The sequence below is a fragment of the Desmonostoc vinosum genome, assembly GCF_059505385.1.
Window position 1 is genome coordinate 1 of sequence record NZ_JCACKM010000055.1, and the last position, 16,574, is coordinate 16,574.

At 42.9% G+C, this 16,574-nt stretch carries 17 protein-coding genes and 1 pseudogene; 10 read left to right on the forward strand and 8 right to left on the reverse strand.

The features are described from left to right. Positions 1-90 precede the first annotated feature (90 nt). Positions 91-225, reverse strand: coding sequence for a photosystem II reaction center protein Ycf12/Psb30 (gene psb30 / locus AC5JMF_RS09665; RefSeq protein ID WP_495795494.1), 135 nt, complete (start codon positions 223-225; stop codon positions 91-93). 260 nt (positions 226-485) lie between these two features. Between psb30 and AC5JMF_RS09670 the strand changes: the two genes are divergently transcribed. The 3 genes from AC5JMF_RS09670 to AC5JMF_RS09680 all read left to right on the forward strand — a co-directional run bounded on the left by AC5JMF_RS09670 (position 486) and on the right by AC5JMF_RS09680 (position 1,846). Further along, positions 486-836, forward strand: coding sequence for a YkgJ family cysteine cluster protein (locus AC5JMF_RS09670; protein WP_495795495.1), 351 nt, complete (start codon positions 486-488; stop codon positions 834-836). 110 nt (positions 837-946) lie between these two features. Then, on the forward strand, positions 947-1,381 hold the full coding sequence (locus AC5JMF_RS09675; protein ID WP_495795496.1) for a TMEM165/GDT1 family protein: 435 nt from the start codon (positions 947-949) through the stop codon (positions 1,379-1,381). A 171-nt stretch (positions 1,382-1,552) separates the two neighbouring features. Beyond that, positions 1,553-1,846 carry a TMEM165/GDT1 family protein gene (locus tag AC5JMF_RS09680; RefSeq protein ID WP_495795497.1) on the forward strand — a complete coding sequence of 98 codons (294 nt, stop codon included), beginning with the start codon at positions 1,553-1,555 and terminating at the stop codon, positions 1,844-1,846. Positions 1,847-1,921: 75 nt separating this feature from the next. Here the strand turns inward: AC5JMF_RS09680 and AC5JMF_RS09685 are convergent, their stop codons facing one another. After that, a complete protein-coding gene (locus AC5JMF_RS09685) occupies positions 1,922-2,413 on the reverse strand; it encodes a hypothetical protein (protein ID WP_495795498.1) in 492 nt (163 codons plus the stop codon). 261 nt (positions 2,414-2,674) lie between these two features. On the opposite strand from AC5JMF_RS09685, the gene AC5JMF_RS09690 reads away from it, so the two are divergent. After that, positions 2,675-3,127, forward strand: coding sequence for an RNA-guided endonuclease InsQ/TnpB family protein (locus AC5JMF_RS09690; protein WP_495795499.1), 453 nt, complete (start codon positions 2,675-2,677; stop codon positions 3,125-3,127). Then, positions 3,120-3,404 carry a zinc ribbon domain-containing protein gene (locus AC5JMF_RS09695; protein WP_495795500.1) on the forward strand — a complete coding sequence of 95 codons (285 nt, stop codon included), beginning with the start codon at positions 3,120-3,122 and terminating at the stop codon, positions 3,402-3,404. The genes AC5JMF_RS09690 and AC5JMF_RS09695 overlap by 8 nt, the downstream gene beginning before the upstream one ends. Positions 3,405-3,414: 10 nt before the next feature. On the opposite strand, the gene AC5JMF_RS09700 is transcribed toward AC5JMF_RS09695, so the two are convergent. Continuing rightward, positions 3,415-3,600 (reverse strand): hypothetical protein, encoded by a 186-nt coding sequence (locus AC5JMF_RS09700; protein ID WP_495795501.1) that lies wholly within the window; start codon positions 3,598-3,600, stop codon positions 3,415-3,417. 125 nt (positions 3,601-3,725) lie between these two features. Between AC5JMF_RS09700 and AC5JMF_RS09705 the strand changes: the two genes are divergently transcribed. After that, positions 3,726-3,944 carry a hypothetical protein gene (locus AC5JMF_RS09705; RefSeq protein WP_495795502.1) on the forward strand — a complete coding sequence of 73 codons (219 nt, stop codon included), beginning with the start codon at positions 3,726-3,728 and terminating at the stop codon, positions 3,942-3,944. A 95-nt stretch (positions 3,945-4,039) separates the two neighbouring features. Here AC5JMF_RS09705 and ribD read toward each other — a convergent pair whose 3' ends face one another. Further along, positions 4,040-5,245, reverse strand: coding sequence for a bifunctional diaminohydroxyphosphoribosylaminopyrimidine deaminase/5-amino-6-(5-phosphoribosylamino)uracil reductase RibD (gene ribD, locus AC5JMF_RS09710; RefSeq protein ID WP_495795503.1), 1,206 nt, complete (start codon positions 5,243-5,245; stop codon positions 4,040-4,042). Positions 5,246-5,667: 422 nt separating this feature from the next. Between ribD and AC5JMF_RS09715 the strand changes: the two genes are divergently transcribed. Both AC5JMF_RS09715 and AC5JMF_RS09720 read left to right on the forward strand, forming a co-directional pair. Next, positions 5,668-6,672 carry a helix-turn-helix transcriptional regulator gene (locus AC5JMF_RS09715; RefSeq protein WP_495795504.1) on the forward strand — a complete coding sequence of 335 codons (1,005 nt, stop codon included), beginning with the start codon at positions 5,668-5,670 and terminating at the stop codon, positions 6,670-6,672. A 235-nt stretch (positions 6,673-6,907) separates the two neighbouring features. Beyond that, positions 6,908-8,897, forward strand: a pseudogene (locus AC5JMF_RS09720) (TonB-dependent siderophore receptor). A gap of 119 nt (positions 8,898-9,016) precedes the next feature. On the opposite strand, the gene AC5JMF_RS09725 reads toward AC5JMF_RS09720, so the two are convergent. Both AC5JMF_RS09725 and AC5JMF_RS09730 read right to left on the reverse strand, forming a co-directional pair. Beyond that, the gene (locus AC5JMF_RS09725; protein WP_495795505.1) at positions 9,017-9,739 is read right to left on the reverse strand and encodes a Uma2 family endonuclease; all 723 of its coding nucleotides are present in this window, start codon (positions 9,737-9,739) and stop codon (positions 9,017-9,019) included. A gap of 259 nt (positions 9,740-9,998) precedes the next feature. Further along, on the reverse strand, positions 9,999-10,763 hold the full coding sequence (locus tag AC5JMF_RS09730; RefSeq protein ID WP_495795506.1) for a Uma2 family endonuclease: 765 nt from the start codon (positions 10,761-10,763) through the stop codon (positions 9,999-10,001). Positions 10,764-11,074: 311 nt separating this feature from the next. Here AC5JMF_RS09730 and AC5JMF_RS09735 point away from each other — a divergent pair, with 311 nt between their 5' ends. Together AC5JMF_RS09735 and AC5JMF_RS09740 are read left to right on the forward strand one after the other, a co-directional pair. Then, positions 11,075-12,070: a helix-turn-helix transcriptional regulator gene (locus AC5JMF_RS09735; RefSeq protein ID WP_495795507.1), complete on the forward strand. Its 996-nt coding sequence runs from the start codon at positions 11,075-11,077 to the stop codon at positions 12,068-12,070. A gap of 97 nt (positions 12,071-12,167) precedes the next feature. Further along, positions 12,168-14,819 (forward strand): TonB-dependent siderophore receptor, encoded by a 2,652-nt coding sequence (locus AC5JMF_RS09740; protein WP_495795508.1) that lies wholly within the window; start codon positions 12,168-12,170, stop codon positions 14,817-14,819. A 314-nt stretch (positions 14,820-15,133) separates the two neighbouring features. On the opposite strand, the gene mreD is transcribed toward AC5JMF_RS09740, so the two are convergent. Next, entirely contained in the window at positions 15,134-15,751 is a 618-nt protein-coding gene (gene mreD / locus AC5JMF_RS09745; protein ID WP_495795509.1) for a rod shape-determining protein MreD, read from the reverse strand. Between the two features lie 25 nt (positions 15,752-15,776). Beyond that, positions 15,777-16,568: a rod shape-determining protein MreC gene (gene mreC / locus AC5JMF_RS09750; RefSeq protein WP_495795510.1), complete on the reverse strand. Its 792-nt coding sequence runs from the start codon at positions 16,566-16,568 to the stop codon at positions 15,777-15,779. Positions 16,569-16,574: the final 6 nt, after the last annotated feature.

Below are 16,574 nucleotides of genomic sequence, written 5' to 3' on the forward strand. Positions count from 1 at the left end.
GTAGCGAGTCCTCGAGCGTCAGCGGTAGCGAGGTACGAGCGTCAGCGTTAGCGACGCAGGAGCGTCGCGTCATTACGAATTACGAATTATTTAAAGGTTGCCGTTGCGAAATGCCAGCACAAAAATTACCGCTGGGCCAGCAAGCACAATCAGTGCTACAAATAGAAGTTGGAAGATAACTTCCCAATTAATGCTGGTAAAAGTGTTAACTAAAGCGTCAATCATTTCCCTCTTGTCCTCCCAATTGTCTTAAAAAATTCAATAGCTCATTTACAAAACCCGCAATTGATCATATCTGGCGATCGCCTGCCACTTTTAATTTACTTAACAAAATTATAAAAAAAGATATAAAAAAGTAAAATATGGGCTAGGTGAAGATGAGGGGGATGAGGGAGATGAGGGAGCAGGGGGAAAGTTACACATAGATCTCCCCCTTACCCTCGCACCCTGCCCCAATCCCCAATCCCCAATCCCCAATCCCCAAAATGTCAACTTGGCAATGTGTAAAACAATGTGGAGCCTGCTGTAATCTTGAGCCGGCAGATCGACCAGATATACATAAGTATCTCTCACCAACTGAACTGGAACTGTATCTCAGCATGGTAGGTGAGGGTGGGTGGTGCATTCATTTCGACCATACTACGCGAGAATGTCGCATCTATCCCCATCGTCCCCGCTTCTGTCGTGTGGAAGCAGAAGTGTTTCAAGATATGTATGAAATTGAGCCAGAAGAGTTAAACGATTTTGCTATTGACTGCTGTCGCCAGCAAATAGAAGGGGTATATGGCGATCGCAGTTTAGAAATGCTGCGCTTCGATAAAGCAGTCGGTTTGTAAGCAATTTTTTAGACATTTCTTTAGCTTTGCAGCATAGAGTTGCAATTTATTACAAGAATCTGAGAATATGATAAGAATATGAAAGCAATCTAGGAAAAAAACTACCGCCTGTGAAACTTGACATTGCACCCTCAAGCAGTTCTGATGTATCTGAAACACAAAGCCAACCAGAACTCCAAAACAGCACCGATTTTAATTTAACTACTGCCACTATTGAACCAACTCAAGCAGCAGTTAACGATAGTCAGAAAAACCAGCAGTCCACAGCGGTAGTTTTTGGTACCACCTTTATCACCATTTTTCTCGCAGAAATTGGTGATAAAACTCAGCTATCAACTCTATTGATGAGTGCAGAATCTCATTCTCCATGGATAGTATTCATCGGTTCTGCGGCTGCACTCATAACTACTAGCTTGTTAGGTGTGCTGTTAGGTAGCTGGATAGCTAGCCGACTCAGCCCCAAAACTGTACAAAAATCAGCCGGAATCATGTTGTTATTGATTTCTTTAATGCTGTTTTGGGATGTAGTTATTGGTAATTCGTAATTCGTAATGACGCTCCTACGTCGCTACCGCTGCGCTAACGTAATTCGTAATTGGGAACTTGTACTGAGCTAAGTCGAAGTGCTGCCTCTCCTACTCCCCCATCTCCCTCATCTCCCTCATCCCCCTCATCTCCCCCACTCCCCACTCCCCACTCCCCACTCCCCAACTAATATGGATTGGCATCTTTTAGGATTAAGCTTTATTACAGTTTTTTTATCAGAATTGGGTGACAAGAGTCAGTTAGCAGCGATCGCGCTTTCTGGTCGTTGTCGATCTCCGCGTGCTGTATTCTTTGGCACAGCGAGCGCACTCCTGTTAACAAGCCTTTTGGGAGCTTTAGCAGGAGGAGCCGTGTCAGAATTATTACCTGCGCGTGTGTTAAAAGCGATCGCAGCTGTCGGATTTGCGATTCTCGCTGCGCGTCTACTGTTATTCAACGATGAAACATCATCAGATTCTAAATAAATAATTTAAACAAGATAAAACCGCAAAGATGCTGAAGTTTTTTAGCATCTTTGCGGCTTTTTTGAAACTTAACTTTTAACCTTGCGGCCGCCAGTACCAGTTTAAAAGCATACCACCTACCACAAGTTTGACAATCTCTAAAAGCCAATAACCGCCGTGTAATAAATTCATTGTTGTTGGGATTGCTGCTGCTGCCTCAAACAGGTTGAGCTGAATTCCTACAGCACACATTTGTGGAGTTAAGAAGTAGGTATCAAGCAGTGCTACAGATAGCAATAATACAGATAAAGCTACACTGCTAAGACGCCACTGAGATTGAGTTTTATTTAAAGCCAACGCTCCAGTTAAAACTACAGCAGCAGATAATAATTCCATGCGATTGAAACTCCAAAAAATCGCATAGCCTGCTGTAGTAAAACCAGCTTGGTTCATCATCCCAGAAAGATAAAGACTAGGCATAATTACCCAATCTAAAACTAAGCTGGCACTGAGCCAAAAGCCCAAAGTCAAGACGATGGCGGTTTGCCAAATCGGTCGCTTGTATTCAAAGTTAGAAATAGCATTCATAAAAATAATTGCCTGTGTTGTATCTATTAGTTTCTAATCTTAGGAGTGGGTTTGACAACTAATATCAATTATCCTTTACAAAACACTTGTGAGTTCAAAGAGCGATCGCTATTTTTGTGACTTAATATCAACAATGTTTGATTTTCAGTTAAGAAGTATTACTTTTATCGAAAATTTGGGTTTAAAACCCCGTCCTTTAAGGAAATAGAGGACGGCTTTACATACACTCATGTTGAGTGTAAAATATAGCAAATGTTAAACATGACGTGGGAATTCAAACTAGAACCAACTTCCAAACAGGTCGATACCATTGAGCGGATATTGTTCGTGTGTCGCCAAGTGTGGAATTTTGCTTTGCGGGAACGTAAGGATTGGTTGAATTCACGCAAATGTGCTGCCAATGCTTGTTCTACCCTTGCGGAATATATTCTCCCTGCTGAGGAACTATATCCTAGCTACCACACTCAAGCCAAGCGATTAACTCTTGCAAAAGAGAAATTCCCACTTCTTAAAGAAGTACATTCTCAAGTATTACAGCAAGTCTTAAGAACTCTGGATAGAGCTTTTGAGGACATGAGAGCGAAGAAGCGAGGCTTTCCTCGCTTCAAGAATAAATACCGAATGCGGTCATTTGTATTTCCTCAATTAGGCAACAATCCAATCAATGGTAACTTGCTTAAGCTGCCTCAATTAGGATGGATACGATGTGGATAAGAACTACACTTCACAACAGTGTCCTGAGTGTGGAACGCATACTGGCAAAAAACAATTAAATCAACGTATCCACTCTTGTCCTGTGTGTTTCTACACTACATCACGTGACGTGGCAGCAGCGCAGGTAATTAGAAATCGCGGTTTGGAATTAATTTCCGCTTCTGGGCTAGGGCATAGCCTGGAAGTCAAAGAAATTGCCTATGGAGGCGATGCGGCGGGGATTAACGCTAACGTTAGTCTAGCTGGCAGCCGAAGAGATAGGAAACTCAAGAAGTGATTCTTGGGAATCACTGCCCTTTAAGCGCAGTGAGGATGTCAATTCGACTACGCTTAATACAAATTCGCTCAGTCACCAACACTTCGGCTTCTTTTGTCAAAGACGCTATGTGTAGCTTACTTTCCATTCGGGATACACTCAGCAAACGAGGAGAAATAACCAACACCATTCCCAATTTCCAATTCTTAATCTTCATAAAGATATAAATCGCATTATGAAGTTTTTGATAATACTTATCTCAGCTTCTACATTCATATCGAAAGATGCTGCCGGAATTGTGTAATCTGAAAAAAGCTAAGCTAATGATTCAATTGAGGTCTGATGACTCCTACAGTTATGCGTCAGCTTTGGACTGTGGTTGAAACTGCCCAAGCCAAGCTCCTCTTGCAGTTGGACGATGCTAGCTTGGTGCAGTGGTTGGTGAAACAAACCCAAACGCAAGTTTTGTTAAATCCTAACGAAACCGATTTCCTCAGCCACTACATTCAATCTCGGCTATCGCTCATTCGCGATCTTGCTTATGAACGTCAGTGTTCATAGTTAAAAAAAGTACAATAGTTTCAACTCGTGTACAATGACCAAGGACAACCTTGCTAGTAAGAGTGCAATTTACTTGTGTAAAAGCTTACTAATAGTCAATAGTTTTGACTATTGATTTTTGGAGGCAGATAACCTTCTACTAAACAATCGGAACCCACTACACGCCAACGGACACGTTCTAGGGGCAGTGCCTGAGTCATGGAAGTAAAACCTAAATCCCCTACTGGTGTGGGGGCGTTGTCGCCACCAATAATTTTTGGGGCAATAAAAGCCAAGACTTTTTGCACTGCTCCTTGAGCGATCGCACTTGCTGCTAAAGTACCACCACACTCCCACAACACGCTACAAAAACCCCGCTCATACAAGTACGTCATTGCTTGTTCTGGTGTCAGAGATGTAAATTCTACTACTTCCACGCCCCGACGACGTAAAAGTTCTTGAAACTCACGTGAACTTCCTAATTCTGTTAATACCAGCGTAGGAGCATCCGCAGTTTGCCACAGACGGGCATTTTCTGGTAAGTTGAGCTGGCGACTCATTACCACGCGCAAAGGATTATGTGCCCCTTCTAAATGACTGGTTAAATAAGGATTGTCTTGTCGTACTGTATTCCCGCCAACGATTATGGCATCGCAAGCAGCCCGGAGTTGATGTACTTCGCCACGGGCGGCAGGGTTTGTTACCCAAGCGCTATGACCAGAGGTGGTAGCAATTTTGCCATCTAAAGTCATAGCGTATTTCAAAATACCTAAAGGTCGTTTGTAGAGAATGCGATGTACAAAAGCCTCATTTAGCTGATGGCAGGCTGCTTCTTCTACTCCGACCACTACTTCTATGCCAGCTGCACGCAGACGCGCAATACCACCCCCTGCTACCAAAGGATTGGGGTCAACCATACCCACTACAACCTTGGCAACCCCAGCGGTAATTAAACCTTGTGAACAGGGGGGGGTACGTCCATAGTGATTGCAAGGTTCGAGATTAACATATATAGTTGCACCATCAGCAACATCACCTGCTGCCCTCAAAGCAAAAACTTCTGCATGAGGTTCGCCTGCCCGCGGATGAAACCCTTCACCAATAATTTCTCCATCTTTGACAATTACTGCACCTACTAGGGGATTTGGTGAGGTGCGTCCTAAAGCACGACGGGCAAGTTCCAAACACCGCTGCATCATGCGGGCGTCAAAATCACTTCCTACTATTGTCTTGACTGGTGAATCTGATCCCAGTGGCGATCGCATTTGAGTGTAATTGAGTAGGGATGCATCTGCTGGAGTGACCATTGGAGAATTATCCATAAATTTTGGGCCATGCTATAATTTTGCACGCATTGACGCAGCCTCTTGACAAGAGAGTCACGCTTTGATTGTAATTATTAAACAGCAATGTCTCAGCACTATTGTTGGCTGCGAACTAAATCAGCCTTGAATTTGGATAGTTCAACTTTAACGTTAACTGCACCCTTTGTAGATTTGGGACTGGAAACTGGGGATTAGGAGCTAGCAGGTGTAGTTTTTAACACCCTACGTTTTGATTGATGGGTTGCAATCCTCCGACTGCAAGACTGCCTATCGTAACCGTTTTTAGAATACCAATTTTTTCAACGTGGGGTACGCAAACTGGTAGGAAATTTGACACCTCCAGATGAGGGGTAATTTAGCTTGTGCAGGGTTAAGAGAATAGTGATAATTAATTTCAATAAGTTCTAGTTCGATTAGTCATGACCATCGCTATTTCAGCACAAACTTACCAAGAAATTTTTGCAGAAGCTAACGAAACTCCACAAAACAGTGACTCCGATGATGAGTTAGATGTTACCTACAAGTGTCCCCAGGTATTGGGGGAAGGGTATCTTCGACGAGTGGAACTGCGACAAAACTTGGTGTTAGAGATTGAAAGCTATCAGCGCCATGACAACCTGATAAAACAACGCATTGACCATCCTCATCCCCTAGAGTTTTGGTTGATGCTTTCAGGACAGTGGTGGGAAAACTCTGTTTGGGGAGTTAATGAGACAGCAGCCGGACAGTATGGTTTTTGTGGCAGTGGTATAGGTGTTAGAGGAGAAGATAATTTTTCACAAGGACGGCAACTGTTTGTGGGTGTGCATTTTCAACCAGAATTGTTGCAGTCCTTCATCAGCAATTCCACCGGGGAATTACCACAAGCATTGCGACATTTAGTGCGTCAGCCAGACCAACCCCTCCACTTTCGCTCCAATCTCATGACTCCGATGATGCAATACAATGTGCGAGATATTTTAAATTGTCCCTACCAGGGCATGATTAAGCGCATGTACTTGGAAAGCAAAGTGCTGGAACTATTAGCACTACTGCTGAAGGAAGAAGCAGAAATTCAGATGGGAAGCCAGACACACAAGCCGCTAAAGCCGGGAACATTAGAGCAGATTCTCCATGCCAGAGACTTGTTATTGCAACAAATAGATAATCCACCTTCTACCGCAGAACTAGCACGCTTGGTCAAACTCAATGAGTATGCCCTCAAGTGCGGGTTTTTACAGGTATTCGGCAAGCCCTTGTTTGCTTATCTCCACGATTACCGCTTAGAACAGGCGTATCAATTGCTGGAAACAGGGGAAATGAAAGTGAGTGAAGTTGCCCAAAAAATCGGCTTTGCCAGCCGCAGTTACTTTGCCGCCGCTTTTAGGAAAAAATTTGGTGTCAACCCAAAACAGTACTTGATGCAACGCAAAAAATCCCGCTAGTGACCAAAAAAACTACAGCTAGCGACCAAAACAGCTTTCTTATGGCACTAGATTACTGATAGTGTTTGTTGATAAGAATTCTTGTTTGAGTCTGGTGTGGGGTAATTAAGTGAAACAAAAACAGTTGGTAAAGATTTTCTTACTGACAACTTCCGTTTGGCTTTGGGGTGCAGTCAGTGCAGCTGCAAAAGAAGTACCTAAGCAAGAGATACAAAATAAATCTGTGGCATCGGTAATACGTAATTCCCGGTCAATTAGAGAGATTCCTAGACTCGATCAGATAGAGCGTCCTAGCACTAGCGCCCAAATGCTAGTACAGTCGCCAATACCGACAAATCAAGTTGTACCAATCACCGGAGTTAAAGCCAATCCCACAGATAAAGGTGTGGAGGTGATTTTAGAAACCCCGCTTGGGCCTCAACTGCAAGTGACAAATCGCAGTACTGGTAATAATTTTATTGCCGATGTATCTGGCGGACAATTGCGCTTACCTTCGGGCGAGGCTTTTACATTTCGTTCTGAAAAACCAGTTGCGGGAATCACTGAAATTACAGTTACTCAAGGGACCCGGCTCTGTCTTGTTTGGTGCGCTAGAACCCGGTGGAGTTATCAATACGATCACCAAAAAGCCGCTGAGAGAGCCTTATTATAAGCTTGGTTTTGAAGCAGGTAATCGTGGATTTTATCAGCCCAGTATTGATCTATCCGGTTCATTGACTACTGACAAAAATATTCTCTATCGGTTTATTGCCGCCTACAACACGTTTGATGGTTATTTTAACGGTGGTGGCAAGAACAATACATTCATTGCACCTTCGATTAGCTTGAATTTGGGCGATCGCACCAGCCTGGATTTATTCTATGAATACAGTAGATACAGAGGAGATCTTTATGGTGGTCTCCACACTGCTGTACTTAGTGATGGTAGTCTTCTACCTAGAGGCGTTAATGTTTGGGGTAATCCAGATTTGACCTTTGACAACAGGCAAAGTCAACAGTATGGCTTCGAGCTAAAGCATAACTTTAACGACAACTTGCAGGTTCGCAGCGCCCTTTACATCAACAACTTTCAAGTTCCCAATCAGAGATTTGCTGTCCCTATTGCGATCGTGGACGATCGCTTTATAGATTACCTCTATCTTGATCGTTTCTATTCAACTAACATTTATTTTGGACAGATAGACTTGGTGGGAAAGTTTAATACAGGTTCGATCAAACACCAACTTGTAGTAGGCTTTGATGTTGAGGATAAATCTGGGAGCTTTAGCTCTTTCACCAGTCAAGAACCCCTACCTCGTCTAGATTTGCTGAACCCAATCTACAATGTCACAAGACCCAGCGATTTAGTCCAAGATTTTGTGTCCGAGTCGCAAACTCGCTCTTATGGCGTTTACCTTCAAGATCAGATTGAGTTTAGCAATCAATGGAAACTACTCATTGGCGGTCGCTATGATTTGGTATCTAATGAATCTGAAACTCTCTTTAATAACACTGATGAGCCAGTGGTAACTGATGGTGCTTTCAGCCCACGCATTGGGCTAGTGTATCAGCCCAGCGATACCGTTTCTCTCTATGCCAGCTATAGTCGCTCCTTTGTCCAGACCACATCATTTACCCCAGATCAAATATTTGAGCCAACGAGAGGGACTCAGTATGAAGTTGGGATTAAAACAGACTTGCTAGACAGAAGGCTTTCAGCCACCTTAGCCGCCTATCAAATTACCAAAACAAACGTGGTTACAGCCGATCCCAATAACCCATTCCTTTCTATCCAAACTGGGGAGCAACAGAGTCAAGGGATTGAGCTAGATGTTGCTGGTGAGATTTTACCAGGATGGCGGGTGATTGCCTCCTATGCTTACACGGATGCAGAAATCACCAAAGATAAAACCTTTGCGGTTGGCAATCGACTCTTTAATGTGCCCTACAATCAAGCCAGCCTGTGGACAACCTATGAAATTCAACAGGGCGATCTCAAAGGTTTAGGATTTGGCTTGGGACTGTTTTACATAGGTGAGCGTCAAGGTGATCTGGCTAACTCGTTTGAATTGGATGATTACTTACGTACTGATGCGGCACTTTACTATCGTCGAGATGGGTTTAGAGCCGCACTGAATATTCGTAACTTATTTGATACAGACTATGCTAGCTACTCAAATAGCCCACTTTATATCCGCAGAGGTGCGCCTTTTACAATCACTGGCTCTATCAGTTGGGAGTTTTAACTTGCTCGCTTTGTTAGTCATTGGCTCTTTCGATACTGTTTAGGCGATCGCTCTTAAAGTAATAGTTAGAAATTGGTATAAATTCTGTTCCCTACTAAACATAGAGCGATCGCAGTAGTCTAAATTGTATCTGGGTCGATATTTAACTCCCGCAGTTTTGCTGCTAAACGTTGTGCCTTTTCAGCTTCTTGTTGTGCCGTTTGTTGTGCCTGTTCTAATCTTTGTTGTGTCTGTTGTGCTGTTTCTTCAGGTGTTGGTACTAGTTGCCCATCTGGTGTAAAAAACCGCAATAGTCCCTGATAAATTCCCAAATATAACCCTAACTGTTGACTCCACAAATATTCTTGTGCATTTGGTTGCAGAGGTTGATATTCTCCATCTACTAAATGAAATCCCGCAAATTCTTGTGTGTATGGGTCGAACCAAAAATAATCTAAAGTGCGAAAAGTATCTTGATAAATTTCTTTTTTTAAACCTTTGTCTGTCTTCGCTGTTGAGTCTGACAGAATTTCTATAATTAAATTCGGATATTTACCATTTTCTTCCCAAACTACCCAACTTTTACGGGTTTTGCGATCGCATCCTAAGACTACAAAAAAGTCTGGGCCTCGGAAATCTTCTGATTTGAGTTGATTTGGACTATAGTATATTGTCAGGTTTCCAGCTGCATAGAAATCATTTCGATCTCGCCATAGCCATTCTAGACAGGTTAAAAGTAGGATTATTTGTCTCAGATGCAGTTCGGTTTCCAAGGGAGGCTCGTCGCTATATAAATCACCAGGGGGAAAGGTAACATCTTCACAGATGCCTTGTTGAGATATCTTATCTTGAGCTATGGTCATAGAATCGATAGGGCATCAAGTATTTCTGGATTTATTTTAGCAGCGTTGTAGTTGGCTATCGCTACACAGCCAAGACATAGATTTCAATAACTGAGCGCGATCGCTTGCTGACATTTAGAGCGATCGCTCATTTTTTTCTTTAGACCAAATATGGTGCTGCCTCAATTTTTCGATCCTGTTTAGGCGATCGCTCTTAAAGTAATAGTTAGAAATTGGTATAAATTTTGTTCCCTGCTATACATAGAGCGATCGCAGTAGTCTAAATTGTATCTGGGTCGATATTTAACTCCCGCAATTTTGCTGCTAAACGTTGTGCCTTTTCAGCTTCTTGTTGTGCCGTTTGTTCTGCCTGTTCTAATCTTTGTTGTGTCTGTTGTGCTGTTTGTTGTGCCTGTTCTAATCTTTGTTGTGCTTGTTGTGCCGTTTCTTCAGGTGTTGGTACTAGTTGCCCATCTGGTGTAAAAAACCGCAATAAACCCTGATAAACTCCCAAATATAACCCTAACTGTTGACTCCACAAATATTCTTGTGCATTTGGTTGCAGAGGTTGATATTCTCCATCTACTAAATGAAATCCCGCAAATTCTTGTGTGTATGGGTCGAACCAAAAATAATCTAAAGTGCGAAAAGTATCTTGATAAATTTCTTTTTTTAAACCTTTGTCTGTCTTCGCTGTTGAGTCTGACAGAATTTCTATAATTAAATTCGGATATTTACCATTTTCTTCCCAAACTACCCAACTTTTACGGGTTTTGCGATCGCATCCTAAGACTACAAAAAAGTCTGGGCCTCGGAAATCTTCTGATTTGAGTTGATTTGGACTATAGTATATTGTCAGGTTTCCAGCTGCATAGAAATCATTTCGATCTCGCCATAGCCATTCTAGACAGGTTAAAAGTAGGATTATTTGTCTCAGATGCAGTTCGGTTTCCAAGGGAGGCTCGTCGCTATATAAATCACCAGGGGGAAAGGTAACATCTTCACAGATGCCTTGTTGAGATATCTTATCTTGAGCTATGGTCATAGAATCGATAGGGCATCAAGTATTTCTGGATTTATTTTAGCAGCGTTGTAGTTGGCTATCGCTACACAGCCAAGACATAGATTTCAATAACTGAGCGCGATCGCTTCTCGTAAATCCTATTGACATCTCCCCTAGTTGGAAATGTTAAGCAATATTTCGTCAACAGCATTTTCTTGATAACAGCTTCGGAAATAATGATATAATTTCTCAATTATTTTTTTTACAAACGATTTGGCGGTCTTAGATAAATGGGTGTTTCAAGCCCTCACTAATCTTTTGAATGCATGAATTTTGAATTGGAGTGAAGCGACTTGAAAATCACCATCCCACTGGAAGGCTTCGATGATTTACATGATGAAACGGTTGAACAGTGCTATCAATTAGATCCCGATGATGAGCTAGATATGGTCCATCCAACGCCTATGCTTCTGGGAGATGGCTATTCAAGAACAATCATACTCAGGGAAGGATTGGAACTGTGGATTGATAATTTTCGATGGCACAATCGCCTACTTATTACTCGTCCAGAACGGGAAAGTTGGCTAGATTTTCACTTCCATCTCTGTGGACAACACAAGGATAAGTATACTGAGGTCGGTGACAATCAGTACGCCCTTTATGGTAGCGGCATAGCCCCCAAAGACATCATAGATAGTGTTGACAGCCATTACATTTTGGAAATAACAATCTCTATACAACCACAGGTGCTACATTCTTTCATTGGCAACTTCCAAGGACAACTTCCTGCACAATTTTCGCATTTGATTCGTCAACCCGATCAAGAACACTACACGCGCTGTGCAAGTATAACGCCTATGATGGAACGTATGTTGTGGCAAATTTTACGCTGTCCCTATCAGGGTATTACTAAACGGATGTGTTTGCAAGGAAAAGTACTGGAAGTAGTGGCATTGGTACTAGAGCAAGAGACAGAAATTTACAAAGGGCGAATACAGGCTATTAATCTAGAGCCAGAGCGACGCGATCGCATCTATCACGCTAGAGAAATTTTATTACAGAATTTAGCTCATCCGCTTTCACTGGGCGAGTTGGCAAGGCAAGCAGGACTAAACGAATGCACCCTCAAGCGCGAATTTCGTCAAGTGTTTGGTAAGACAGTATTTAGCTACTTGCATGATTATCGCTTAGAACAAGCTCGCCAATTACTGGAAACGGAAGATATAAATACGACGGAAGTTTCGCGGTTGGTGGGATTTGCTAATCGAGGTTATTTTGCGGCTGCATTCCGAGATAAATTTGGACTAAACCCCAAAGAATACAAAAAGCAACGAAAAAATTCCGTCTAGGGATCAAAAAAATTCCGTCTAGCGATCAAAACTCTATTCATCTGGACTGAACAAAGTTGTAGAGTACCTGAGAGTGTTTCTCAGTGTGGTGTGAGCAATGTTGAGTCAGCTACGGTGCTTATCTTTGATAGGTGCTTTATTGGTGCTAGTAGCCCAACCAGTACAGGCACAAGAAAATAGCGATCAAATAGATCGGAAGGTTGCAAAGACAAAAGCGGATACAGCAAGTAAAAATATTTCCCAATTGAGTGAGATCAAACTTCCCGCGACTAGCGCTCAAATGCTGGTACAGTCGCCAACACCAGACAACCCTCCTACTCAAGCAGGTTCAGTTGTCACAATTACGGGAGTAAAGGCAAGTCTCACCGAGAATGGTGTGGAGGTGATTTTAGAGACAATCGCAGGGGATAAACTGCAAGTTGCCAATCGCAGTACGGGGAATAATTTTATCGCAGACATAACTGGTGGGCAGTTGCGATTAGCCAATGGGGACGCTTTCACCTTTAAATCGGAAAAACCTCTTGCGGGAATTACGTCCATTACAGTTATAAATATTGATGCGAATACTGTCAGGGTGACGGTAATTGGTGAGAAAGCCTTACCTGTAGTTGAGTTATTTGACGATAACGCCGGGTTGATTTTTGCAGTAGCATCGACAGAAACTGCAACGAAACCACCAGACACAACCCCAGTAGAGGAAAAGCCAGTAACCGAGAAACCCCAAGAGAAGCCGGATGACCCGATTGAGTTGGTGGTGACAGGTGAGCAGGATGGGTATAATGTGCCGAATGCGAGTACAGCAACGCGGACGGATACGCCGATTCGGGATATTCCACAGTCGATTCAGGTGGTGCCGCGACAGGTGCTAGAAGACCGCAAAACCACAAATATTACCCAGGCAGTGGAAACCGTTAGTGGAGTTCTCGATGGTGGAAATAACAACGGACAAACTGGCAATAGAATTATTAGAGGATTTGAGCAGGGATTTGTAGGTAGTGCTGCAACTTTGCGAAACGGTACTCGCGATGTTGACTACTATAGTGTGTCATCTATCGGTACAATCGAACAAGTGGAAGTCCTCAAAGGCCCGGCTTCGGTTCTATTCGGTGCGTTGGAACCTGGTGGTGTAATTAATATAGTGACTCGGCAACCTCTAACCGAACCTTATTACAGACTAGAGTTTGAAGCAGGGAACTATGGAGTTTACCAGCCCGGTATCGATGTCTCTGGACCATTGACTGGAGATAAAAACCTGCTTTACCGATTCATCGCCAGCTATCGAGGGGCAGACAGTTTTCAAGACTTTGTCAACTCGGAACAAACAACGATCGCACCCTCAATTACTTGGAACTTAGGCGATCGCACAAGCTTAAACCTCTACTATGAATACACTCGTGTTACTTCCAACCCACCTGAGTCGTTTGCTCTACTTCTAGCAGATGGCAGTCTAACTCCCCGCAACCTATTCATCGGTTATCCTGATATCGCCTTGTTTGAGAAAACCACTCAGAGATATGGTTATAGCCTCAAGCATGAGTTCAATGATAACTGGCAAATTCGCAACACCTTTGCTGGAACGGGATCAACCGGCAAACAGACAGATGTTGTACCTCCTTTCAGTGACGTGATCGATCAATCTGCACCTTTTCCTTTTACTCTTTTTCTTGATGGTACAAATGCGAATGATAGCTATGCTGCCCAAATCGACGTGTTGGGCAAGTTTAAAACGGGTAGTATTGAACATCAATTGTTAATTGGTGCCGATTACTATCGGTCTGTATACCAAGTAGGTGAACTGCTTACTGGCGATTTACCACCTTTCGATATTCGGAATCCCAACTATGATGCTTCCATATCCAATGTCAGTGTATTGCTAACTGGTTTCAGCAATATCAACTCAAACTATGGAATTTACCTACAAGACCAAATTGCTTTTAGTGACAACCTAAAGCTCCTGATCGGTGGGCGCTACAATTGGGTTTCCTCTGAAAATGAAACCTTTGAAGATGGAATCGACCAACCAATCCAATATGATGGAGCCTTTAGCCCTCGGATTGGCTTGGTATATCAGCCCAGTGACGCGGTTTCTTTGTATGCCAGCTATGCCACTTCATTCTTCCCAACTTCAGGATTTAACCCAGATGGGAGAGCGTTTGAACCCACCGAGGGAACTCAATACGAAGTGGGTGTAAAAGCAGACTTTCTAGACAAGAAACTTTCAACAACATTAGCTGTTTATCAAATTACCAAAACCAATGTCACCACAACAGATCCCAATAATCCTCTATTTTCCATCCAAACCGGAGAGCAACGGAGTCGAGGTATTGAATTAGATGTTGCAGGTGAGCTTTTACCCGGCTGGAAAGTGACGGCATCCTATGCTTACACAGATGCAATTGTGACGAAAGATGAGGTGACTCCTGTGGGTAACCAACTACCCGGTGCGCCACAAAATCAGGCAAGTCTTTGGACAACCTATGAAATCCAGAAAGGGGATTTGAAAGGTTTAGGCTTTGGTTTAGGGCTGTTTTATGTGGGCAATCGACAAGGTGATTTAGATAACTCATTTGAGCTAGACGATTACCTGCGGACTGATGGGTCGCTTTACTATCGTAGAGATGGTTTTAGGGCAGGGATTAATATCCGCAATTTATTTGATATAGATTATGTCAGAGCTAGCACTAGCAGAAACTACATCTACCGAGGTGAGCCTTTGACAATCACTGGCTCGATTAGTTGGGAATTTTAATTTTTCAAGAAGGAAAAACAACTTTTGAACGCTTAAAACAAAGACCACTGTGGAAAACGCTCAAAGCCGTTCAGAAAGGTCAGGTTTATCTTGTCAATAATCAATTTTTGCCTCAATTCCTTCTGTAGTTACTGCCAATAAACCCAAGCAGTAGCGAGTAAGGGACAGGTTGCAGATGAAAGCGCGATAGCTTCGCTATACTGCGTAAACGCGTAGCGACTCCCTTGGAGTATTACGAGCATTTTTAAGCTTTAAGTGCTGCCAACCAAGCATCCAAATTTGGTGATTGTTGAAATAACTTATTACGAATTTTTTTAAGAATGCTGGGCCAACTTTAACTTTTGCCACCACCGATTGAGCGGATAATAAACAACAGGGGCCCACAGACTACTCAAAATAGCCGAAGCAAGAGCCACACGTTGATAATATGTCCAGATATCTGCTATTTTGCGATCGCCGATCAAGGTCAATTGCAATCCAAAAATAGTCTCTGTTAAAACTGCCATCACAAAAACAATTAAAGCGATAGAAATAAAATCTTCTTCAATAAAACGCTGTTTTTGGATGAGACCAGTGAGCAATCCAGCTATACCAAGACTTAAAGCATGAGTAGGATGAGGCGCTGTCATCGCATCTTGAAGTAACCCTAAAATTATACCTGCCATAACTCCGGTAAAGACAGACCGTTTAACACTCCAAGCTACTACCCAAATTAACAGCCAGTTAGGCCCAATTCCCAATAATTCCATACCCGGTAGGCGAGTTGGCAATAACAGCAAACATAACACTACAGACCCAACCGTCACCATCCAATCCAGCAATTTACGAATACGGGGATGCAAATGTGCAATAGATTGAATCTGAATTCTTGATCTTCTGCGAGACGATTTTGGCTTTTTCTGTCTGCTGCTACCAAATGCAGGAATCTTCATTTTCTGATAACTTTTCTCAAAGAATTTAGTTAGACTTTTGCGGTTCTTGGTTTTCTAGCTTGGGATAGACAGCTACCCAATCTAGAGAACGAATTGGGGGAAAAAGCTCTACTTTGGCTACTGATGCTGGAAGTTTCTTCAAATCTAAGGACTTTATACGTCCTACCGCTAAACCAGAGGGAAATTTCTGACTGTAGGTAGATGTAGAAATTAAATCTCCCACTTTCACATTTGGAACTTTTTCATAAAATTCTAAGACTGCTTCTGCGGAAGAATCTCCCCGTAAAACGCCTTTAGCTCCTGTGCGGCTAATTGTTACACCTACTTGACTCTTAAGGTCACTAATTAATAATACGCGGCTAGTGTTGGCAGTTACACTCTCCACCAGACCGATTAATCCACCATCTGCCTTGACGATGAAACCCTCCTGAATTCCAGCATTTGCACCACGATTGAGGGTAACTTGTTGCCACCAATGGTCTGCACTGCGTCCCATCACCCGCGCTGGTATTGGGCGCGCTGACAACGGCTCTTTTTCGACATACCCTAGTAAATCTTGCAGCTTTTGATTTTGACTTTCCAGGTCTGCTATGCGCGTTTCTAACTCCATTACTTGGGCATTCTTGAGACGTTCTTCTGAAGTTGGCCCTGGCTGCAACATCTGCAAGGGACGAGTAATACCTTGATAAATAGTTTGGTACATTTCAAGCAGCAGTCCGCCTTGAGTTTGACGCAGTATCCAGGCACTACCAACTAATAAAGCCAGTAGCCCGATTTGTAATCCTTTACGATTCCACCAACGCCGTACTGTAACCATACATAC